The sequence below is a fragment of the Pseudomonas sp. JH-2 genome (genome assembly GCF_036231725.1).
Taxonomy (GTDB): Bacteria; Pseudomonadota; Gammaproteobacteria; order Pseudomonadales; family Pseudomonadaceae; genus Pseudomonas; species Pseudomonas delhiensis.
The window spans coordinates 81,707-103,403 of the sequence record NZ_JAZAQP010000009.1 but is presented as its reverse complement, the minus strand read 5'-3'; the positions used below and the strand labels follow the sequence as shown (position 1 = coordinate 103,403).

The 21,697-nt window shown below is 66.1% G+C and carries 24 protein-coding genes; 22 read left to right on the top strand and 2 right to left on the bottom strand.

Going from position 1 to position 21,697, the window contains the following annotated elements; genetic code table 11:
• The first annotated feature begins 2 nt into the window (after positions 1–2).
• From VV867_RS08870 to VV867_RS08775, 20 genes are all read left to right on the top strand, one after another.
• A complete protein-coding gene (locus tag VV867_RS08870) occupies positions 3–1,295 on the top strand; it encodes a phage capsid family protein (protein ID WP_281686759.1) in 1,293 nt (430 codons plus the stop codon).
• Between the two features lie 62 nt (positions 1,296–1,357).
• Positions 1,358–1,840 carry a hypothetical protein gene (locus VV867_RS08865; protein WP_281686760.1) on the top strand — a complete coding sequence of 161 codons (483 nt, stop codon included), beginning with the start codon at positions 1,358–1,360 and terminating at the stop codon, positions 1,838–1,840.
• A gap of 54 nt (positions 1,841–1,894) precedes the next feature.
• The gene (locus VV867_RS08860; protein ID WP_281686761.1) at positions 1,895–2,749 is read left to right on the top strand and encodes a RyR domain-containing protein; all 855 of its coding nucleotides are present in this window, start codon (positions 1,895–1,897) and stop codon (positions 2,747–2,749) included.
• The gene (locus tag VV867_RS08855; protein WP_328566136.1) at positions 2,746–3,408 is read left to right on the top strand and encodes a phage adaptor protein; all 663 of its coding nucleotides are present in this window, start codon (positions 2,746–2,748) and stop codon (positions 3,406–3,408) included. Before VV867_RS08860 ends, VV867_RS08855 begins: the two co-directional genes overlap by 4 nt.
• A 91-nt stretch (positions 3,409–3,499) precedes the next feature.
• Positions 3,500–3,751 (top strand): HP1 family phage holin, encoded by a 252-nt coding sequence (locus VV867_RS08850; protein WP_281686763.1) that lies wholly within the window; start codon positions 3,500–3,502, stop codon positions 3,749–3,751.
• A 5-nt stretch (positions 3,752–3,756) separates the two neighbouring features.
• On the top strand, positions 3,757–4,272 hold the full coding sequence (locus VV867_RS08845) for a lysozyme (RefSeq protein ID WP_328566135.1): 516 nt from the start codon (positions 3,757–3,759) through the stop codon (positions 4,270–4,272).
• Entirely contained in the window at positions 4,269–4,760 is a 492-nt protein-coding gene (locus tag VV867_RS08840) for a lysis system i-spanin subunit Rz (protein ID WP_328566134.1), read from the top strand. Before VV867_RS08845 ends, VV867_RS08840 begins: the two co-directional genes overlap by 4 nt.
• A gap of 11 nt (positions 4,761–4,771) precedes the next feature.
• Entirely contained in the window at positions 4,772–5,566 is a 795-nt protein-coding gene (locus VV867_RS08835) for a hypothetical protein (RefSeq protein ID WP_267853072.1), read from the top strand.
• 9 nt (positions 5,567–5,575) lie between these two features.
• Entirely contained in the window at positions 5,576–6,184 is a 609-nt protein-coding gene (locus tag VV867_RS08830; protein ID WP_267853071.1) for a hypothetical protein, read from the top strand.
• Positions 6,181–6,816 carry a hypothetical protein gene (locus VV867_RS08825; RefSeq protein ID WP_328566133.1) on the top strand — a complete coding sequence of 212 codons (636 nt, stop codon included), beginning with the start codon at positions 6,181–6,183 and terminating at the stop codon, positions 6,814–6,816. The genes VV867_RS08830 and VV867_RS08825 overlap by 4 nt, the downstream gene beginning before the upstream one ends.
• Entirely contained in the window at positions 6,817–7,335 is a 519-nt protein-coding gene (locus VV867_RS08820) for a hypothetical protein (RefSeq protein ID WP_328566132.1), read from the top strand. It begins immediately after the preceding gene.
• A gap of 6 nt (positions 7,336–7,341) precedes the next feature.
• Positions 7,342–10,149 (top strand): pyocin knob domain-containing S74 family peptidase, encoded by a 2,808-nt coding sequence (locus tag VV867_RS08815; protein WP_328566131.1) that lies wholly within the window; start codon positions 7,342–7,344, stop codon positions 10,147–10,149.
• A 138-nt stretch (positions 10,150–10,287) separates the two neighbouring features.
• Positions 10,288–11,484, top strand: a complete 1,197-nt coding sequence (locus VV867_RS08810) for a hypothetical protein (protein WP_328566130.1) — start codon at positions 10,288–10,290, stop codon at positions 11,482–11,484.
• Complete coding sequence (locus tag VV867_RS08805; protein ID WP_328566129.1) at positions 11,481–12,002, top strand: hypothetical protein; 522 nt, start codon at positions 11,481–11,483, stop codon at positions 12,000–12,002. Before VV867_RS08810 ends, VV867_RS08805 begins: the two co-directional genes overlap by 4 nt.
• Positions 12,003–12,019: 17 nt before the next feature.
• Positions 12,020–12,463: a hypothetical protein gene (locus VV867_RS08800; protein ID WP_267853063.1), complete on the top strand. Its 444-nt coding sequence runs from the start codon at positions 12,020–12,022 to the stop codon at positions 12,461–12,463.
• An 11-nt stretch (positions 12,464–12,474) separates the two neighbouring features.
• A complete protein-coding gene (locus VV867_RS08795) occupies positions 12,475–14,235 on the top strand; it encodes a hypothetical protein (RefSeq protein WP_328566128.1) in 1,761 nt (586 codons plus the stop codon).
• Between the two features lie 3 nt (positions 14,236–14,238).
• Positions 14,239–15,186, top strand: coding sequence for a hypothetical protein (locus tag VV867_RS08790; protein ID WP_328566127.1), 948 nt, complete (start codon positions 14,239–14,241; stop codon positions 15,184–15,186).
• Positions 15,183–17,327 carry a hypothetical protein gene (locus tag VV867_RS08785; RefSeq protein WP_328566126.1) on the top strand — a complete coding sequence of 715 codons (2,145 nt, stop codon included), beginning with the start codon at positions 15,183–15,185 and terminating at the stop codon, positions 17,325–17,327. The genes VV867_RS08790 and VV867_RS08785 overlap by 4 nt, the downstream gene beginning before the upstream one ends.
• A 9-nt stretch (positions 17,328–17,336) precedes the next feature.
• A complete protein-coding gene (locus VV867_RS08780; RefSeq protein ID WP_281686782.1) occupies positions 17,337–18,248 on the top strand; it encodes a hypothetical protein in 912 nt (303 codons plus the stop codon).
• A gap of 70 nt (positions 18,249–18,318) precedes the next feature.
• The gene (locus VV867_RS08775) at positions 18,319–20,175 is read left to right on the top strand and encodes a hypothetical protein (RefSeq protein WP_328566125.1); all 1,857 of its coding nucleotides are present in this window, start codon (positions 18,319–18,321) and stop codon (positions 20,173–20,175) included.
• Here VV867_RS08775 and VV867_RS08770 read toward each other — a convergent pair.
• A complete protein-coding gene (locus VV867_RS08770; RefSeq protein WP_328566124.1) occupies positions 20,172–20,525 on the bottom strand; it encodes a hypothetical protein in 354 nt (117 codons plus the stop codon). The two genes, VV867_RS08775 and VV867_RS08770, sit on opposite strands and share 4 nt — an antisense overlap.
• Positions 20,526–20,551: 26 nt before the next feature.
• Between VV867_RS08770 and VV867_RS08765 the strand changes: the two genes are divergently transcribed.
• Positions 20,552–20,734 carry a hypothetical protein gene (locus tag VV867_RS08765; protein WP_152623713.1) on the top strand — a complete coding sequence of 61 codons (183 nt, stop codon included), beginning with the start codon at positions 20,552–20,554 and terminating at the stop codon, positions 20,732–20,734.
• On the opposite strand, the gene VV867_RS08760 is transcribed toward VV867_RS08765, so the two are convergent.
• Positions 20,728–20,970 (bottom strand): hypothetical protein, encoded by a 243-nt coding sequence (locus VV867_RS08760; protein WP_043312945.1) that lies wholly within the window; start codon positions 20,968–20,970, stop codon positions 20,728–20,730. The genes VV867_RS08765 and VV867_RS08760 overlap by 7 nt on opposite strands.
• A 174-nt stretch (positions 20,971–21,144) precedes the next feature.
• Here VV867_RS08760 and VV867_RS08755 point away from each other — a divergent pair, with 174 nt between their 5' ends.
• Positions 21,145–21,627 (top strand): hypothetical protein, encoded by a 483-nt coding sequence (locus VV867_RS08755; RefSeq protein ID WP_043312946.1) that lies wholly within the window; start codon positions 21,145–21,147, stop codon positions 21,625–21,627.
• Positions 21,628–21,697: the final 70 nt, after the last annotated feature.

Here is a 21,697-nt window from a genome sequence, read left to right as displayed (position 1 = left end):
TCGTGGCTGACAAAACGAACATGAAGTATGGCGATCCGGTCGCCATGGTTCAGCAGGCTGTAGGCCTGTTCGCAACCCACACTCAGCGCAACACCACCATGGCGCGCCTGACCGGCTCGATGCCGTCCGGCACGGCCGGCGCTGAAGCCACCCTGCGTAAGCAGACCACCCAGCACATGCCCATCGTCAAATGCCAGGACCTGTCCAAGAGCAAAGGCGATGAGGTGACCTTCGACCTGCTGAACCCGGTCGCCGGCTACCCGATCATGGGCAGTGCGTATGCCGAAGGCCGCGGCGTCGGCATGAAGCTGTCGGAAGACCGTCTGCGCGTGAACCAGGCGCGCTGGCCGGTGGACGCTGGCAACACCATGACCGGCCTCCGGTCGCCGGCGGACTTCCGCCGCCTGGCGCGCCCCGTGGCCCAGGCGCAGGCCGATGCCTACGTCGACCAGTCGCTGCTGGTGCACATGGCCGGTGCTCGTGGTTTCCACGACAACATCGAATGGCGCGTGCCGGTGAACACCCACCCGCAGTTTGCCGAGATCATGGTCAACAAGGTCAAGGCGCCGACCAAGAACAGGCACTTCATCTCCGACGGAACCAACGGCGTGAAACCCTTCGCCGTGAACGCCGGCGAGATCGACCTGGCCACCACTGACCTGCTGAAGATGGACACCGTGGACGGCATCCGAACCTATATGGAGCAGATCGCGCTGCCGCCCCCGCCGGTGATCTTCGACGGCGACAAGGCGGCGACCGACTCGCCGCTGCGCGTGCTGCTGGTGTCCTCGGCGCAGTACAGCTGCTTCGCCACCGATCCGAGCTTCCGCCAGCTGCAGGCGAGCGCCATGGCTCGTGCCGCACAAGCCGGCCAGCACCCGCTGTTCCTGGGTGAGGCCGGCCTGTGGAACGGCGTCCTGATCATCAAGATGCCGAAACCGGTGAGGTTCTACGCCGGCGACACCATCAAGTACTGCGGCGCCTACGACAGCGAGGACGAGTCTTCCTGCGTCGTTCCGGATTCGTTCGGCACCACCTTCGCGGTGGACCGCGCGATCCTGCTCGGTGGCCAGGCCATCGCCGAAGCGTTCGCCGCCTCGGACAAGGCCAAGATCCCGTTCTTCTGGAGCGAGAAGGAGCTGGACCACGGTGACAAGGTCGAGGTGCTGCTCGGCATGATCCGCGGCGTATCGAAGATTCGCTTCGCGATCGATCACGGCAATGGCATCCAGTTCACCGACTACGGCGCCACCGTGTTCGACACCGCGGTGCCGATCATCGGCGCGCGCAACTGATGGGCTGGGCCGGTTCGCCGGCCCGCCTCTCGTAACCCCAAGGACTGAACGGAGAGCCCATCATGGCCAAAGTCACCGTCAACCAGTTCGGCAAGCGCTACTTCGGCGGCGCGGCCGGCGCCTACGGCAACACCACTGTGCTGGCCTACCAGTTGCAGACCAGTGCCGCCGGCGCAGTCGTCAATTCCAACTCCAGCGCCGCGCTGGCCATCGGCGATGTCGTCGACCTCGGCCCGTTGCCCGAGGGCATTCGCCTGATCGACAGCCTGGCGATCATCTCCGATGCGCTGACCGCCTCGGTCACCGGCTCCCTCGGCTTCGTGTACGAGGACGGCGTGGACAGCACCGAGGTGCCGCAGGACACCGCGTACTTCGGCTCCGGCCTGAACCTGGCCGCGACCGCCCGCCTGCGCAATGCCACCAGCAAGGCCCCGGTGGTGCTGCCGAAGCCGGCGCGCCTGGTGCTGACCATCGCCGGCGCCGCCGTGGCCGATGCCGGCAAGGTCGACTTCGCCATCTTCGGCGAACTCACCGGCCCGCGCTAACCGGCACTCATGAGGGCCTTCGGGCCCTCCGTTTCTTTCGACAGGAACCCGAGCATGAAACGAGAACTGATCGCCCTGGTCGCGCACGAGATCAACCGAGCCTACTGCGCGTCGCTGGGCGACGACAGCCAGCCGGCCTGGGCCGATGCACCGGAGTGGCAGCAGCAGAGCGCGCTCGCCGGCGTGGACATGCACCTGGCCAACCCCGATGCCACCCCCGAGCAGTCGCATGCGTCCTGGCTGGAACAGAAGCTCGCCGACGGCTGGGCCTATGGCGAGGTCAAGGATGCCGAGAAGAAGCTGCACCCGTGCTGCCGCCCTTACGAGGAGCTGCCGCCCGAGCAGAAGTCGAAGGATTACCTGTTCCGCGGCGTTGTGCACGCGCTGAAGGACCTGCCGGACGCCGAGGAGGCGGTTCGGGAGTTCATCGAGAACATGCCCGCCGCGCCCAGCGTGCCGGTCGTGACGCTGCAGGATGTGCCCCAAGGCCATGTCGCCGTGGCGTATGTCGGCCGCCGCCCGGACTTCACCGACCGCGTCTACGGCACCGGCCTGACCTTCGTGCAGGGCCAGGTGCGCGTGCTGCCGCCGGACATCGCCCGCAAGTTCCTGCGTCACCCCGACCAGTTCGCGGAGGGTACGATCCCCGTGGCGCCCCCGGCCGAGCAGCCGGCGCAGACCGACGATACCGCCGAGATCCTCGCTCAGGCCGCCAAGGCCCAGCAGGAGAAGCACGAAGAGCACTCCAACCTGCAGGACGTGCGTGACCAGGTGACGCACATGACCAGCAAGGAAGCGCTGGCCCACTTCGCGCTGACCAACTTCAAGCAGAAGCTGGACAAGCGCGGCGCCATCGATGACCTGCGGGCCCAGGTACTCCAACTGGTCGACCAGTTCGGTGTCGTATGAGGCTGGCGGAGCTGATCGCTGAATTCCGGTCCATCACCAGGGATACGGTCGGCGACTATTTCTTCAGCGACAAGGACATCGAGCGCTGGCTTGCCCAGGCGGAAGAGGAGGCGGCCGTTCGTGGCCGCCTGCTGCACGAGTCGGAGAACCCGGCAGTCTGCGAGATCGCCGTCACCGCCGGAGTGGCCACCTACCGCATGCACTCCGACCTGGTGGAGCCCGACTTCATCGGCATCGTCGAGCACGGCTGCGGCCGCCGCCGGCCTCTGGTGCTGACCTCCACCGAGGAGCTGGACCGCCGCATGCCCGGCTGGCGCGACCGCACTGGCCGCGTCGAGTACGTGCTGCGCGACGACGTCAGCTTGCGCCTGGTGCCCAGGCCCACCACCGAGGCCACCCTGGCGCTGGAGGGGTTCCGCCTGCCCATGCGCGGCCTGGCCAGCGGCCGCGACGAGCCGGAGATTCACCGGGCCCACCACCGCTACCTGGTGTTCTGGGCGCTGTACCGCGGCCTGAGCCAGCCCGACGCCGAGACGCTGAACGTCGAGAAGGCCGCCGACGCCAAGGCGGAGTTCACAGCCTACTTCGGCCCGCGCCCGGACAGCGACCTGCGCCGCAGCACCCGCCAGGACGAGCCCCACCATAACGTGGCCTGGTAACCCCCTGTAGGGTTACCAGCCGCGCCCTCACTCTCCATAGCCTGTCGCCAACGTAAACCCGGGCATTGCTTGCCGCCAACAGGGATTCGACATGAGCGACAAGACCATGAGCATTACCAGCTACGTCGGGGCGGCAATCTCGGCGCTGAGCGCGCTTACGCTGACGGACATCGGCATCATCGTGGGTATCCTCACGGCGCTGGCCACGTTCGCCGCCAACATGATCTACCAGGCCCGGAAAGATCGCCGCGAGCAGCGCCTGTTCGAGTTGGAGATGGCGCGCCTGTGCCGCGTGCGCGAGCTGACCGGCGAACCGGACTGCGCCTCGGCGGAGGCGGAGTAAGCGCCATGGCCGGCCGGAAGTCCTTCCTCAGCGCTGCCGTGCTGGCCCTGATCGCTGCCGGCGCCAGCGCGCCCGCGATCATGGATCGGTTCATCCAGGAGAGGGAAGGCGAGTCTCTGGCGGCCTATCAGGACGGTGCTCGTGTCTGGACCATCTGCAACGGCAAGACCGCAGGGGTTACCCGGACCACCACCATGACCAAGGCCGAGTGCGACGCCTGGCGCAGGACCGAGATCGGCCAGCGCCTGGAGTTCGTGCACTCGGTCATCACGGTGCGCATGAGCGAACCCGCCTGGGCCGGCGTCGGCAGCTGGTGCTTCAACGTCGGGAACAAGGCCTGCGCGGGCTCCACCGCGGTGCGCCTGCTGAACGCCGGCAACCAGCCGGCCGGCTGCCGCGCGATGCTGTCCTGGCGCTTCATCACCCGCGACGGCAAGAAGATCGACTGCTTCACCCCTCAACCGTACTGCGGCGGCCTGTGGGACCGCCGGCAGGGCGAGGCGGAGCTGTGCGCGCTATGAACAAGGCCCTGCTGATCCTTGCCGCCATCCTCGCCGTGACCGCCGGCGCCGCGCTGTGGAGAGCCGACAACCTCGCCGCCCAGCGCAATGCTGAGACGACGCGCGCCGACGCCGCCGTGGGCCAGGCGGCCCAGCTCACCACCACGCTTTCCAGCGAGCGCGCCCGGGCGAAGACGCAGGCCGACATCGACGCCGCCTACCAGAAGGGAACCCAGGATGCCCAAACACAGCTCGACAGCACTCTCTCTGATCTGCGCGCTGACAATCTCCGGCTGCGCCGGAAATTCACCTGCTCCGCCCCGGCCAGTGCCGGAGCAACTGCCGCCAGCGCCGGCGGCGGTGATGGTGGAGCGCAAGGCGGACTTCAGCGAGCGGATGCGGAATTTCTTGTTCGACTCGCCGCAGAAGCAGACGCCGTAGCGCTGCAGTTGCAGGCGTGCCAGGCCATCGTCCGCTCGGATCGCCGGGTGGACCTCAGCAAGCAATGAGGAGCAACACCATGATCAAGCCCACCGTCGGCCGCGTAGTCTGGTTTTTCCCCACCGCTGCCTACATGCGTAGTCGCCACCTGGTATTCAGCGACCAGAGCCAGCCGCTCGCCGCAACCATCGTCTACGTGCATAACGACCGCATGGTGAACTTGGTCGTCAGCGACCAGAGCGGCGCCGGCTTCGGTGTCTCCAGCGTGGAACTGGTGCAGGAGGGCGTGCCAGTGCCCGCAGGCAGCTTCTATTGCACCTGGATGCCGTACCAGAAGGGCCAGGCCGCGAAGACCGAGAGCCTGGAGCGCCAGGTGGCAGATGCCGCCAAATGCCTTGCCTGCGGCGAGAGCCACGGCGCCACCGGCCTGCCGTGCCCGAACATGCGCGTAGTGGCGCAGGTGCCCGGTGCCGGCGAGGACAAGCTGAGTTCCTGGCGCAGCGGCTCCACCCAGGGCGCTGGCGTCGGCGCGTGCGCGGGCATTCACACCACCGGCCAGCTTTCCGCTGGCGCCATGCCCGAGCCCAAGCAGCCGCTCATGGTGCGCATGTTCCTCAATCGCGGCTCCATCGTGAAGGTCAACGGCATCCCCTTGGAGCTGGACCACGACGTGGTGGTGAAAACGCACCCAGAGAACGTTCCGCTGCTGGGCAATCGCGGGCGCGCCAAGTTGGCGCCGGCTGCGGCCATGCTGCTGGCGAGCGCCGATTGTTGCGATACCAACGCCGCGGCGCGCGACGACCTGGACCAGGCCGACCAGGACCTGACCAACGCCGCCAGCTACCGCCTGGCCGCCAGCCTGCTGCAGGCCTAAGGAGGGCGCATGGCCGCTGTGCACCAAGACCTCGAGGTCCTGCAGGGCAAGACCTTCGCCGCCTCGTTCGGCTGGGCGCAGGGCCGGTTCGTGTGGAAGCCCATCACCGGGGTGGCCCAGGCTGCTCCGGTGGCGCTGACGGTGCCCGGGCATGACCTGCGCGATGGCTGGCCGTACTGGGTGTTCTGCCTGAAGCGCCCGGCCAACCTGAACACCGGCTGCGACGATGAGCCCGGGGCGCCGTACATCGCCGAGGTGGTGGACGTCGACACGCTGTCGATCAACCACATCAACGGCCTGTGCCTGGATGCCTACGCCGGCGGCGGGGTGATCCGCTACTACGAGCGCGCCGACATCACGGGCTTCTCCGCCCTGATGCAGGTGCGCCGCTCGCCGGCGGATACCAACACCCTGTTCGAGGCCAGCAGCTCCGGTCCGTCGCCGATGATCGTCGTTGACGCGGAAACCGCGACCTTCCAGCTGGAGATCCCCGCGGATGCGTTCGTCGACAAGCAGATCCGCGACGCCGAGTACGAGATCGAGATCACGGCTCCCACCGGCGAGAAGTATCGCCTGGCGCGCGGCCGGTTCAACGTCTGCCAGGAGCTGGTGAAGTGAGCGACATAGGGCGTCCAGCCGACCGGCTCGTGCGCATCGCTGTCCCCGCCGACCACTCGGTAGCGGTTGCCGAGGACGAGCGCGACCTGGTGCTGGCAGAGGAACCGCTGGAGTCGGTGGGGCTCTCGATCGAGCCGCAGGAGCCGCGGGCGGTGGCCATCCAGCAGAGCCAGCCGCAGGGACTGGCCTACCAGGGTGTGCCGCTGTTCAACGTGGTGGCCGGCCTGCAGGGCCGCCGAGGTGAGCAGGGTATCCCTGGACCTGCCGGCGGAAGCTCCGTGCAGAAAATCGCGTCGGTACCGCTGAGTGGTCACCGGCTGGTGTTTTCTCCCGATGGAGTGACCGCCGAATACGCGGATTGCGGCGTCCTGCCGAATCGGATCAATACCCTCGGTTTGACCCTTGGCGCTGCTGATCTTGGCTCCGTGGTGAACATCCAACGCGCTGGGGAAGTGACGTTCGAGGGCTGGGCTTGGGCGGATGGGGCGGTCTTCTTGGGGCATGCAGGCCAGCTGACCCAGACGCTTCCGCCGGATGCAGTGTTTTCGCTAATCGTCGGGTTTGCCATGAACGCGACGACTCTCTTTCTCGATATGGGCGTGGCTATCACATTAGCCCAGGAGGCACCCTAAATGGCAGGCAACAAGTACCTGAAGAACACCGGTGGATACCCTGAAGAGCAGGCGGCCACGCAGACATCTGCCGGTGCGGCGAACGCCAACCAGATCATCGCTCTCGACGCCAACGGCAAGATCGACGTTTCGCTGTTGCCCACCGGCATCGGCGCGGACACTGCGGTGCTGCCGGCGACTGAAGCCCTGGCTGCGGGCAACTACGTGAACATCTACGACAGTGGCAGCGGGACTTTCTCCTGCCGCAAGGCCGATGCCTCCGGCGGAGTGGCGAAGATGGCTCACGGGTTCGTCCTCGCGGCGGTGAGTTTGGGGGCCAGCGCCACTATCTACTTCGAAGGAAACAACAACCAGGTGACGGGCATGTCGCCTGGAAACGTATGGCTGTCGGCGTCCGCTCCTGGTACGGGCACGGCAACAGCGCCGACCGGCTCGGGCAATGTCCAGCAGCGCCTGGGTGTGGCCACCAGTGCATCGTCGGTCAATGTTGAGTTCAGCGACCCGATAATCCTGGCATAAGCGATCATGGTTCAGCGAAAACCTCTTGTCAGCGGTAACGGCTTTCCCACGGAGCTGCCCTCCGGAGACACGATTGCCGGCGCCGAGCCGCCGCTGACGGCCGGAACGACCAGCCAGTTCTACCGCGGCGACAAGACGTGGCAGGACCTGGCCGCGGCCGTCCGCGCGGCCGTGCTCACGGGCCTCAGTACGGCAACCAATGCCGCGGTCGTGGCCACGGACACCCTGCTGGTCGGCCTGGGCAAGCTGCAGGCGCAGATCAACGCCCGGGAACCTACGATCACGGCTGGCACCACGTCCCAGTTCTGGCGGGGAGACAAGACCTGGCAGGACCTCGGCGCGGCGGTACGGTCCACCGTCCTGACCGGGCTCAGCACGGCCACGGCCACGGCTGTGACCGCCACCGACAGCGTGCTGGTGGGCCTGGGTAAGCTCCAAGCCCAAGTGAATAACAAGCTCGACGCGACGGCGACGGCCGTGGCCGCGCAGAAGCTGGCGCCGGGGGCGAACATCAACGGCGTCCTGTTCGACGGCACAGGCGATATCACCGTCGCCGACAGCACCAAGGAACCGGCGATCACCGGGGGAACGACCTCGCAGTTCTGGCGCGGCGATAAGTCGTGGGTAGACTTTGCTACCACGGTGCGCACGGTAGTCCTGACCGGCCTGAGCACGGCTACCAGCGCGGCCGTGGTGGCCACCGATACGCTGCTGGTCGGCATGGGGAAGCTCCAGGCCCAGATCAACACGCTGTCCACCGGCAAGGAACCTACCATCACGGCGGGGACCACCAGCCAGTTCTGGCGCGGGGACAAGTCGTGGCAAGACCTCGCCACAGCCGTCCGGGCGTCTGTTCTGACCGGGCTGAGCACGGCAACTGCGACCGCCATCGCGGCTACCGATAGCGTGCTGGTCGCGTTCGGGAAGCTGCAGGCGCAGGTCAACAACAAGCTGGACGCCACCGGCACGGCAGCCGCGGCTTCGAAGCTCTCGCCCGGCGCCAACATCAACGGCGTGCCGTTCGATGGCACTTCGAATGTATCGGTAACTGCCAACCCCACGCAGAACCTGATACCGAACTCCACTGATTTGAACAGCCTGTATTTCGCCAATGGTTATTTTGGCGAGTACTACTGCGCATCGGATGCCAACGCGCAGACGATGTCGAATTGTCCGACTACGCATGCGTTCGTACTGAAGATCACGCACCACAATGACACTCGCCAGGAACTGAGCGAGTACATGACCACTGCCGCGAAGACCTGGTATCGCAACCGATACGCTGGCAACTGGGGAAGCTGGTTCCGCGTGTATAGCGAATCGGACCCGCAGCCGAATGCTACCGATACGACGAAAGAGCCTGCCATCACTGCGGGTGCGACCAGCCAGTACTGGAGGGGCGACAAGGCCTGGGCCGACTTCGCTACCTCGGTGCGCGCCGCGGTGCTGACTGGCTACGCGGTGGGGACGAATGCCGCCCTCGCCGCCACCGACACGGTGCTGGCTGCCTTCGGCAAGGTGCAGGCCCAGCTCAATGGCAAGGAACCCTTGGTGACCGCGGGCACCACGGCTCAGTTCTGGCGCGGCGACAAAGCCTGGACCGATTTCGCGACGACTGTTCGGGCCACCGTGCTGACCGGCTATGCCGTGGGCAGCAACGCCGCGCTGGCGGCCACGGATACCGTCCTGGCAGCGTTCGGGAAAATCCAGGCGCAGCTCAATGCGAAAGAGGGATCGGTCACTGCCGGTACCACGAGTCAGTTCTATCGCGGCGACAAAAGCTGGCAGGACCTGGCGACCGCCGTCAGGGCAGTGGTGCTGACCGGGCTGAGTACCGCTACGGCTACTGCGATCTCGGCGACCGACTCTATTCTCGTTGCAATGGGGAAACTCCAAGCGCAGCTGAATGGGAAAGCGGCGTCGGGTAGCAACTCCGATATTACCGACCTAAATACGCTAGCGACAGCTACCTGGGGTATTAATGGTCGAATCTACGGGGATATGTCCAATGGAAGTCAATCTTCACGTCTTCTGTTTCAGACTAGCACAGCGAATGGAGGTACAAGTGTTGGTGCTATACCGAATGGCACCGGCACTATAAGTAACTTTGTTGCGTACAACAGCCAGGATGCCGGTAACGCGGGCTATGTACAGATGCTTATTGCAAGTACCGAAGCCAGCATTCGTAGTGGCGCAACCGGTAGTGGAACAGTATGCCCCTTGGTGTTTTATATGGGCGGCACCGTGCGAGCCACGCTAGATGTTAACGGGGCATTTTGTTTCTGGTCCCCGTATGCTGATCCCATTGCCGCTACTTCTGCTGGCGCTTCTCTCGGTCCATGGGGTATTCGTGCGTTCCGTGCTGGGGGATCGGCCGCTGGTTCTTTTGGGGTTAATACGACTGGCGCAGTCCTGAACTTTTACTTCAATACAGGTGGCGTAGGAAGCGTATCTACCAACGGCTCCACAGTGGCGTTTAATACGTCTTCCGATCCGCGCCTAAAAGACGAAATAAGCGACTTAGATAACGCGGAAGAAATCTTCGATTCTATCGAATGGAAGAAGTGGCTATGGAAAGCGAATCACTCTCTCGGCTATTCCTATGGTGTGCTGGCTCCTGATCTCAAGAGGGTGTTCCCCAGTGCAGTAGTTGGAGATGAGAATGCAGTAGACGAAGAGGGCAACATCGTCGCCATGGGCGTGGACTATTCGAAGTTGGTTCCGATCCTGGGCGGCAAAATCAAAGCCCAGGCCGCTCGCATCGCTGTGCTGGAGGAACAATTGCAGCAGGTCCTTTCCCGGCTGCCCGTCTGACCGCACCAAGCTGACCACCCAAGCCCGCCACCTGGCGGGCTTTTCATTTCGGCCCCGCAGCCGGCTACCCCCTGTAGGGTTCGCGCCTAGTCGCCGCGGTCTAGACACTCGCCCCAACTACCACAGGGCGAGAGTGTCATGGAGCTGCGCAGCAACTGGTCGCAGGGGATCAACAACCGAGCGGACGCGAAGGCGATGCCGGCGGGCACCGTGCGCGATGCGGTGAACGTCGATCCGATCGTGGGTGGCGCGTTCGAGCTGCGCACCGGCTTCACCCAGGTGCAAGCGGCCGGCGCGGCGCGCGGTCCCCTCGCGGTGGGGCGCAAGGTCCTGTACGCGGATGGCCCAGCGCTCTACAGCTTCGACGTCGACCAGGGTGTGCGGCAACTGCTCGCCGAGATCGATGGGGCAGGGCGCCTGGTCGGCGACGTGCTCAACGAAGAGCTGTTCTTCTGCACGGAGACCGAGACCTGGCGCTTTGACGGCAAGGTCCTGCGCGCCTGGGGCGTGCCGACGGTAACCAGCCAGCCGCTGCCGGCCATCGGCCAGGGCGGCCTGGCGGCGGGCTACTACCAGGTCGCCGCGACCTTCATCGATGCGCACGGCGACGAGGGCGCGACCAGCTCCCCGCTGCTGCTCCAGGTACCGGCTGGAAGCTCGCTGCAGTTCGACCTGCCCGTGCCTCCACCTGGCGGCAAGGTACGCCTGTACGTGGGCCCGCGCGAAGGCGGCGCCCTGTACCTGCAGTTCGAAGGCACGGGGCAGGCGTCGGTGGGCGTGCTGCGCGACGACACCGCCAGGCTGGAGACCGCGAACCTCCGCGGGCCGCTGGTGGCTGACTTCATCGCCGCACGTGGTGGGGTGTTGTACCTGGCCACCGGCTCGGTGCTGTGGTTCACCCTCCCGTTCCGGCCGCACCTGCGCGATGCCTCCCGCGGCTTCTTCCAGTATCCGGCGCCGATCGACCTGGTGGTCGCGGTCGACGGTGGCGTCTACGTCTGCGCCGACAAGACCTACTTCCTCTCCAACCCCGAGACCGACGAGCCCGGCGGGCGAACCGTGTTCGAGCACGGCGCCGTCCGCGGGACCGCCCTGGTGCTGCCCGACGGTCGCGCCGCCTGGATGACGCAGTACGGGCTGGCCATCGGCGACGACCAGGGCCTGGTAGCCCTGTCGAGCGCCGCGAACTTCCTTCCCGAGCAGGCGGGCCATGGCGCCGCCGGCCTGCTGGAGCACAACGGCAACCAGTTGGTGGTGACGACGCTTGCGCCGTCTCGCGGGGGCAATCCGCTCGCCGCCAGCGACTACTACGACGTGGAGATCATCACGCCATGAACGAACTGATTATCCCCGAGGGCCTGGCCAAGCTCGGGTTCGTCTATCACGGCGAGGTGGTGGCCCCGGACGGCAGCGTCCTGAGCGAGGTCGTGCAGAAGAACCTGATCCCTCAGGTGGGGATGGACCTGTTGGCGGGGTTCATTCGCGGCCAGGGCGCGCTGATCCCCAACTGGTATGCCGGGGTGTTCGCCGGCAACTTCGTGCCCTCCAGTGCGACCACCGCCGCCGACCTGCCGACCAATGCCGGTGAGGCCACCAACTACAGCCAGGCCTCCCGCCCGCTGTGGGACAACGCCTACGACGGCACCTCGGTGATCAGCAACCTGGCCAGCCGGGCGGAGTTCACCTTCACGGCCGACACACGGCTGTACGGCGGATTCCTGGTCTCCAGTTCTGCCAAGGCCGGCAACACCGGAACGCTGCTGTCGATCGCGCGCTTCGCCACGCCGCAGGACGTGCCGGCGGGCAGCACCTTCCGCCTCGGCATCGCCATCACTCTGCTTTCCACCTACTGATCCCAGGAGCAAGAACCATGCAACTGAGCACGGGCCTCCGCAATGCCGTCATGGCCGTGTCGTCCTTCCGGGCGGCCCTGGCCGGCTGTGTCATCAACGTCTACTCCGGCACCATCCCGGCCACCGCGGATGCGGCGCTGAGCGGTGATGCCGTGCTGCTGTACACCATCTCGGTGGACGGTGGCGGCGGCGGTCTCGGCTGGGAATCTGCTGCGGTCGGGGGCGTCCTGTCGAAATCGACCTCCGAGGCCTGGAAAGGCACGGTGGTTGCCGCCGGCACCATCAGCTTCTTCCGCCTCCAGGCGCCAGCCGATACCAACGGGGCCTCGACCACCGATATCCGCATCCAGGGCTCCGCCGGTGTCCTGGGCTTCGACCTGAACATGTCGAAGGACGCCGTCATTGTCAGCGAAGTGCAGACCGTCGACTACGCGACCATCACCGTTCCGGCCTCGATCTAACGGGTGAGGCCATGGGCGCCAACCGGCTGACCAAGCAGTCCGTCATCAAGTACGAGCCGGGGCGCCCCTACGTTCCGGCGATACCCCCTCGCTGCTACACCGTCGAGGTCACCTCGACGATCTACCAGTTCATGGGCACGGCCACGGGTGACCTCACCTACGTGCGGTGGAAGGTCGGCGCCTACAACAAGAGCAGCGCCGGCAGGAAGATGCCGATCAACCAGGTGCAGAGCGTCAACAGCGACAACAGCGAGTGGCTGCTCTACTACGTCTACACCAAGACGACAAAGACCACGATCTGCTCCGACGCCGTTCCCGAGCAACCGGCCATCCCGGCGCGCACCTCCGTGGACAGCCTGCTGGGCTGGAACGCTGGCGCGCGCAGCCGCGAGGCCGTGGACGGCGACTTCCGCATGACCTTCCGGCTGCCGCGCAATCCGATCGGGGCCGCATGCGGCGTGGCGGCCACGACGACGAAGGCTTTCGGGCTCACCGGCCTGGAACACGGGGTGATGGCCACGGCCTCGGGGTTCTCGATCATCGAGGGCGGCATCGCGGTGGCGACGCCGACACCGCTGCCTTCCGCTGCGCCGGAGATCACGATCACCCGCACCGCCGGCGAGATCGCCTACGCGGTAGGGGCCTGGACCTACACCAGCAGCAAGCCCTCCAGCGGCTCGAAGCGCCTGCTGGCGTCGCTGTATGCCGCTGGCGACTTCGTCGAGGATCCCGACATCGAGTACCTCGGCGGTGCCGTGTCCGGGGCGAACGGGGGCATGAACCTGGTCACGCCGCCGGCACTGGGCAAGCTGGCGGTATCCGCGATCTCCGGGATGTCGCTGGTGCTGCCCGCGGCGACCATGGAGGCCTACGGTGGCGTCCCGACCGTGACCGCCGGCGGCATGGAGATGGCGCTGCCGTTCTACATGGGAATGTCGGGCAGCGCTGGCGCGATCGGTGGGATGGGCCTGGCCACGCCGCCGGCCCGCATGCTGATGTCCGAGGGCATCTACGGCGAGATGCGCCTGGGTACGCCGCCGGCGATCGGCATGTTCCAGCAGAGCACCGAGCCGGCCAATCACTGGGCGGTCGCCCAGAACCTGCGCCTGACCGACACCTACGTGGTGGATCCCGTGGTGATCGCCACCCTGCACGAGGGGCTGACTATCGGCGACGCCTGCGAGCTGATGCTCTACCTGTCGGCCGACCTGGTGGAAGCGCTGGCGCTGGGCGACGAGGTCTCGGCCATCAAGGTGATCGAGGCGCTGCTGTCGAGCGGGCTGGGCATCGGCGACACGTTGGCCGACTCCCGGCGTGCGCTCATCCAGTACGCAACCAACATCGCCACCGGCGCGGTCACCCGCTACGAGAACTTCGGGTTCACCGGTTTCGCCCGGGTGGGCATGCGCACCTTCGGCGTGCGCCCGGACGGGCTGTACGAACTCACCGGAACGACCGATGACGGCTCGCCGCTCAGTGCCGCGGTGTCGTTCGCCATCGACGAGTTCGGCACCCCGCAGAAGAAGTTCATCGACTTCATCTACCTGGGCCTGAGCACCGACGGCGATGTGCTGCTGAAGGTGAAAACCGATGACGGCAAGGAACGCGTCTACCGGCCGCGGCATTCGGCGCCCAACGTGCGCGCGCAGACCGCCAAGGGCGTGAGCGGCCGGTACTGGCAACTGCAGGTGGAAATCGCCGATGCCACCGAGGCCCTGATCGAAAACGTGGAATGGAGCGTCGGCGTCAGCGCCCGGCGCCTGGGGAGATAACGCATGGCAGGTGAGTACGGGAGCACGACACAGGAGCTGTTCGCGCTGTCGCAGCAGGCAATCGGGCTGGCCTCGCTGAGCGCGGGCCGCATCAACCTGAGCACGAAGCCGACCTTGAAGGAGACCGGCTTCAGCTACCAGGTGCCCAACTTGTCGGTGGGCGCGCCGCCGCAGTTCAGCGACCTGTTCAACGGCAGCGACAACGCCAACGCCAACATCGCCGCACTGAACGCTCAGACCGATGACTGGATGGCGAAGTACTTCCCGGCCATCAACGGCAGCTTCAGCACCATCCCCGAGGACTGGCTGGCGAACGTGATCAGCGGCGTGCAGCCGTTCGGCATCGACAGCAGCATTTTCGACATGGTGTGGCACCGGGCCCGCGATCGCGCCTACCGCACGGTGGCCAGCGAGCAGCGCACCCTGGAGGCCAACTTCTCCGCCCGCGGCTTCAGCCTGCCGCCAGGGGCACTCGTCGATCAGCTCGCCCAGTCCGAGCGGCGCGCCGCCGACGCCCTGCTGGACGTGAACCGGGAGCAGGCCATCCAGGATGCCCAGATCAAGAACGACCTGCTGAAGATGGCCGTGCAGGTGTCGGCCCAGTTGAAGACCGGGATCCTCAACACCGCCGCCGACTTCTTCCGGGCGTGGCACAGCGTGTACCAGCTGGACGCCGACACCTCGCGGATCCGTGCACAGGCCTACAGCGCGTTCTACCAGGCCCTGGGCAACTACTACGACGTCGAGGTCAGCATGGAGCGCCTGAAGCTCCAGGCGGCCGAGGGCAAGGCGCAGGCCGACACCCAGATCGACCGCAACCGCATCGCCGTCTTCGCCTCGGATGGCGCGGCCCCGTCGCAGGCCCAGGCCTCGCGTGGCTTCGCCGACATCGCCTCGTCCGCTGCCAACGCCGCGGGCAGCCTGGTGGCCCATATCGAGCAGGGCGCATGATCAACACCCGCCGCATCGCCTCGGCCGCCGGCCAGTACCTGCGCCGGCGCGTCATCTCGCTGGAGCGCGCGCTGATGCGCATGTCCGGCCGCGTCACCAAGCGGGAGATCGTCGACGGCTTCATCGTCCAGGTGAGGCGCACCTCGCTCGGGACCATTGCCGACGTCATCGATCCGCCGGCGGCGCTGACCGCGATCTTCCCCTGGGGCCCGGACGCGACGCTGATCAGCCGCTACTGGGACACCACGCCGCTGGCGCTGGTGACGGCCGACCGCTCCAGCTACCTGCCGGCCGCGCCGGCGCCGCAGGAGCCGTGGCGCCCCAGCGCGAACACCATCCGCGCCTACAACCTGTTCGCGAAGGGTGCCGGCGTTGCCTCGGGCAACATCGCCTTCCGCCTGGGGCAGCTGAAGTTCAACGGCACCTACGCCGTCGTCAGCGCACTGGAGGTCGGCGACTACCCGCTGGAGAACATGGGCGGCGGGCTCGAAAACAACGGCGGCAATGCGCTGCTGTACGTGCTGCCGCCGACGGTGGCGAACCTCAACCTGACGGTGATGCCCAGCAGCCTGCCGGTGGTCTACTCGCCGTCCGGCGCGGAGCCCAGCGACGCACCGGCCATGCCGGACCAGGCGCTGTCCCTGGTGGTGCTGGAGTCCCGGGTGCCCACGGTCGCGCCCGGCTACTACTTCCTGCCGCGCCAGGCGGACAAGATGCCCACCTACTTCAGCGTGTTCGGCGAGGTCCAGTTCCAGACGCCGGTCGCCGGCCGGCCGGACTGCGACGGCCGCTTCGGCCTGGACGGCGCCGCCGGCTTCACCGACGAGCTGCTGGTGGCGATCCCGGTGGTGAAGCAGAGCACGGCCGTCGTGGGCAGCGAGACCTGGCACGACGTGTTCGGCGAGTGGGGCATCTACCTGTGCCTGGGGCGCATGGACCGCCGGGCGTTCGATCCGTTCGACGAGGACACCTGGATGGCGCCGGCGCGCGACGCCTTCTTCGACACCTACGCACTGCCGGCGAACCTGCAGGCTGCGGCACCCGCGCAGAACCTGCTGTCGCCGCACGTCTACCCGGTGCACACCTACAACCTGGTGCGCCAGCTGCAGGTCGGCCGCTACGACGGCGGCTACGGCCTGGTGTTCCAGCGCACCGCGGCGGTGGCCAACCAGACGTCCGGCGACGTACGGATCAACACGCCCAGCCAGGCCCTGGTGGCGCTGCACGCGCGCGTGGATGACGCCGGCGACATCGACCTGAGCCAGTTCGAGGTCTACCTGTACGACGAGGACCAGGACCGCGGGCACGCGCCGGCGGGCGCCGATCAGGATGCGTTCTGCAACACCACCCCGGTGGCCAGCGTGACGGTCGACGGCGCCGCGTACTTCCTCTGCTGGCGCCAGTGGTTCGCGCGCCTGGATCCGGTCGGCGAGCCGCCGGTGGTGTACCGCGATCCCACGGGGGAGGGGAACTTCGCCCTGATCCGGATGGATGCCGACGGCTCCTCGCTGGTTGACCTGGACACCGGCCTGGGCGCCTGGCAGTGCTCGCCGCGCTGGCAGATCGGCCAGGTGGGCCCGACGCCGTCGATCCCGGTGCACGACATCCGGGTGTACGCCGACATTTCCCCCTACCTGACGACCGAGACCTCGGGGCATGCCGGCCCCGGCGTGTCGAACCGCGGCGACGACGGGGCGGTGAAGGACCGCCTGGACCAGATCGGCAAGCGCAAGCTGTGCTGGCTGTCGATCCCGCACGCGGAGATGGTCGTGCCGGAGCTGACGCCCCTGCATCACCGCCTGGTGACCTACCACCTCGACACCGGCGCCATCGAGGTGCGCGGTGAGGTGTTCGTCGATGGCCTGGACAACGGCATGGCGTTCGGCAAGGTCACCGTGGTCAGCCAGGAGGTGGAGAACGACGCCGGCGAGATCGTCAGCCCCGCGGTGCTGCTCTGCGCGGTGAACAACACCAACAGCCAGTTCACCGAGGCCACCGTCTACCTGTCCACCGATGGGGGCTACGTCTGGCAGGTGCTGGCGGAGGACTTCACCGGCCGCTCGGGCGTGTTCTACGCCGGCAACCAGCTCCTGGCGCACCGTCACGGCGACGGTGTGTCGTACCAACAAAAGGTCCTGTAGGAGGATCGCATGGCCATCCCATCCATCGTGCTCTCTGCGCAGGGCTTCGTTTCCAGTTCTGGGCTGGATGCCACCTACAGCCGGGCCAACATCAACGAGTTCGAGTCGCCGGAGAACGTGACGTTCCAGCGACTCGACGAGGACTATTACGCCTCGCTCTACGACTACGTCTGGTTTGCCGGCGACTACGCGTACACCCTGCAGCTGGCCAACATGGAAGCCACCTTCCGTGTCTATCGGTCGCGGATCAACGACACCGGCATCGAGGTTGTGCTGCACTCTGCGCGTAGCGGAACCATGCGCACCTGTGTGCTTTCCGGTGGCTTCCTCTTCGGCGACAGCGGCGGTTTCCGGCTGCTGACGACCACCGGCACAGTGATCCCCCTGGTGTTCAGCTCCGGTACGCTGACCTGCGCAGCCATGAAGGGCAGCGATCAGATCAGGTTCCTGGTGCAAGTCGGCGCCCGCTACGTGCTGACCGACTGGCTCACCCTGGGCGACCTGGCGTCGACGATCCCCGTACCGACGCCGACCACCGCCAACGCTTTCGCCTATGTCGATCAGCCGCCGTCTGCGTTCCTGCTCGGGGACACGGACCCGGCAATCAACTCCATGACGCTGAACGAGTATTCGACCACGCAGGTTTGGTGCAACACCGCTGATGGTCCAGCGACAGCATCCATAGTGTCCACCCCCGACGCCAACCTGCGCATGTATCGACGGGACCTATCCGTTGACGTGGATGGTGATGGGTATCGAATCCTGTACGCCAACAGCATCGACTATGTTAACTACCCTCGCACCGGGGTTGGCAATGTCATCTCGCCCACCGCGGTAGTGCCTATCCCGGTGACCACGCTGAAGTACTTCTGGACGAACGCCAACAAGGCAGTCGAGGACCCCGCCACCGTACCGGTGTAGCCCCCTGTAAGGCTTGGGCCTGGCGCGGCGCCGCGTCACGATCCGGCGTACTCCATCAGAGGACACCCGCATGTACGGCGCATACCGCAACAAGAAGGCCAACGGCGGCCTCATTACCGGCCCGGGCACCGGCACTTCCGACTCCATCCAGGACGAGGTGCCCGAGGGAACCTACATCCTGCCGGCTGACACCACCGCCGCCATTGCCCCCGCAAGCTCCGGCGGCTTCGGCGTCCGCGGCTTCAAGGAATGGAAGGCCAGGCAGGATGCCCAGGCCAACCAGGTCCCCAGCTACGGCAATTTCGGCGCCTATCGAAACAAGGTCCCGATCAACGTCAGCAACGGCGAACTCAAGGTCTCGCCGGATATGCTGCAGAACGTCGGCGCCTCTGCTCTCGATGGGTTGCTGGAGGCCACGCATACCCCGGTCGCGGAGCAAGAGAGCACGGCGGAGAAGCCCGAATTGTTCTTCGCCAACGGCGGTCAGGTGGTGGGCGGCATAGAGGGTTACCGCAAGGGAAAGGCCATCCACGAGGAGCGCGCCAAGACACCGAACTTCGGCAACTTCGGCGCCTACCGGAAGAACTACGCAAACGGTGGCCTGGTCGACGATCCGAACAAGCTCGGCCGGCCCACCGCCGGAACCGGCGACCTGGCCAACGCCTTCCGCAACCTGCCGTCCAGCAGCATGCCGGAGTACCGCTTCGGCATCCGCCGGCAGCCGCCGGCCGGCGATCTCAGCGCGGGCGGTGCCGGCCAGTCGCCGGCGCCTGCTGCGTCTGCCTCGGTCGCACCCAGCGCGCCGGCCGCAGCTCCTGCCGCGCCGTCTCCCGGCCTCACGCCGGACCGCATCCAGGCGCTGGCTCGCCAGTCCGCGCGCACCCCGTTCACCGGCGGGCCGCCGGCGCTGCCCGGCATCAACCAGGCCAAGCCCGACGACCAGGGCTGGGCGCGCACTGGCTTCGGCGCCCAGCGCCAGGGTGGCGAGATCGCCGCGCGCGTCGGCGCCAACGGCCAGGCCGAGTTCACCAACGATTCCAGTACCGTGGCCTCGGCCGTGCCGAACTACGGCAACTTCGGTGCCCGCCGCCCGGCGGCCGCGCCGGCGGCACAGCCCGGGTTCGGCGCCTACCGCCGCACGCCCGAGCAACTGGCCGCCATGCGCCTGCAGAACGACCAGGACCTGGCCAGCACTGGCTCGGCGGCGAACCTCGGCAACGGCGTCGGCACCTTCTCCCAGGCCCAGGCCGGCGACGCCCAGCTGGCCCTCGACCGCTTCGAGCGCGCCAACCAGCAGCGGCAGCAGATGGTCGAGACCGCCCATCGTGGTGAACTGGGCAACAACGGCGGCCAGGTAACAGTGGTGCGCGACAGCACCCGGGCACCCAGCGACGTGGACATCCAGAACGCCCGCCTCGAGGAGCGCCTGGCGAACACCGACGCCACCCGCCAGCAGGCCCAGAACAGCACCGCCCTGGCCAACCAGCGCGTCGCCAGCGAGGCCCAGCAGATGGGCACCGAAGCGCTCAACCAGCAGCGCCTGCAGCAGCAGGTCCAGGAAGGCGGGTACGGCCTGCAGGACCAGCAGCGCATCGACGGCCTCAAGGCCGCCATGGTCGATCCCACGCTCACCCAGGCCCAGCGCGAGCAGGCCCGCGACACCTACATCAACCTGATCACTCAGCCGAAAGACCGCTACCGGTCGCAGGACGTGATCCTGGGCCGCGACGAGAACGGTCGGGATATCCGCGGGACGCAGCTGATCGACGTGACCACCGGGCAGCCGGTGGCGGGTGGCACCACTCAGGGGGCGCCGCTGCGTCGCTCGGTCAGTCGCGCCGAGGTGGAGAGCACGGCGAAGCAATACAACATGTCGCCGGACGAGATAATCCGGCAACTGCAAGCGAAAGGGGTGGCGATTTCTTAGCGAGCGCCGCAGTCCAGGTTGAACTCTTTGCAGAGGTCCGATTTCTTTTCGTTGTACAGCCTGTTGCAGGCCACCCGGATCATGCCAGCCGCTTGGTTGCTCCGGGTGTCCTTGGCCTTGGCCAGGGCGCACTCGGCACCGGAGTCGTAGCCGAAGAAGCCCCGGCCGGAGCCCTGGGCCACGCCGTCGTAGCGCGCCGGGTACTTGCCGCTGCAGACCTGGTAGGCGGCGCCGGCGGCGTTGTCGTTCTGGGTGCCGGGCAGCTCATCGAGCAGGCAGGTGGCGAAGTTGCCGGCCATGGCCAGGCCGGGGAGGGCGAGAAGGGCGACAGCGGCGAGCGATCTTTTCACTGGACACTCAACGAATCGAGGTGGATATGAAAGGCATTTCCGAAAGCGATCTGGAGCGCCTGCTGGCCGATGAGGTATTTCTCGATCGGCTAGCAGACAGAGTAGCGAAAAAGGTTGCAGCCTTGCAGGCCCAGCAGTCTGCCAAGATGGCTCGGCAAATCAATGCACTGTTTACAGATGCTTGCGATCGCCTTAATGCTCGTCAGTGATCCCTTGATTTCGTCACGGCAAGGCCAAGGCAGGAGAGCCCGTTGATGTAGTTGGTCATCTGTTCTTCGGAAAGCCCACGTGCAGCGGCGCTTTCGAAGAATGAGTCGAGCATCCCTTGGGCCTTTTCCCTTTTCACTTCATCATCCAGGACAGCTATAGCCAGTGCCTGGATGGCGTTCACTACACCCAGCATGAATTGATCGCCGGCAGGGATTTTTTTGATCGGATCGTCCATGTTTTCTTCCTAGGGTGCATGATGTCTTTTGGACATTACCCAACATCGATTTCGGCGAGTAGCTGAGCATTTACCCAGCCTGGACGGATGTCCAAGCGCGAGGCTTCTGCTCCTAGTGGACGATGGTGGCTATATGCCTTACTGTTGAGTGCTCATTGACAAGGAGTTGACTGCATGGTCAAGGCAATTTCGTTTCCGCTGAGCCGGCAAGATATCGACGAAATCAAGAGAAACAGCAGTTTGGCACTGCCTATTGGGGTGTCTGAATTGCCGATGTGGATTGGTACTGAGTACCTAGTACTTTGCAACGGCCATATTGCCTATTGGGTCGCAAAGATCAGCGAAGTAGTTCTTCCAACGGTCGAGGATGGCAAGGCGCTCGTCAGGTTTTCGGAAGTTCGGAACGTGTGGAATAAGGACTCGAATCCCTTCTTCTTGGAGGTCATGAGCAACTTCAGCCGGTACGATGCCGAAGATCAGCGCATCACTCACTCTTTCGACAATGATCAGTTCTTTTCCCTTGGTGATCCAGTTCCAACTCTGGCCTTGGATGGTCCTGACGCGCTCACCCTGGACAGGGCGGTGTGCGAACTGGCTCGGATCTACGGTGTGAAGCCGGCGCAGGTAAACATCACCATCACCTCCTCTCACACCTGAGCCCCACCTGAAGGTGTAGGGAGACAGTCCCTCCCCTTGTAAGGCGTGCTCCCGGCACCCCCTCCCACCG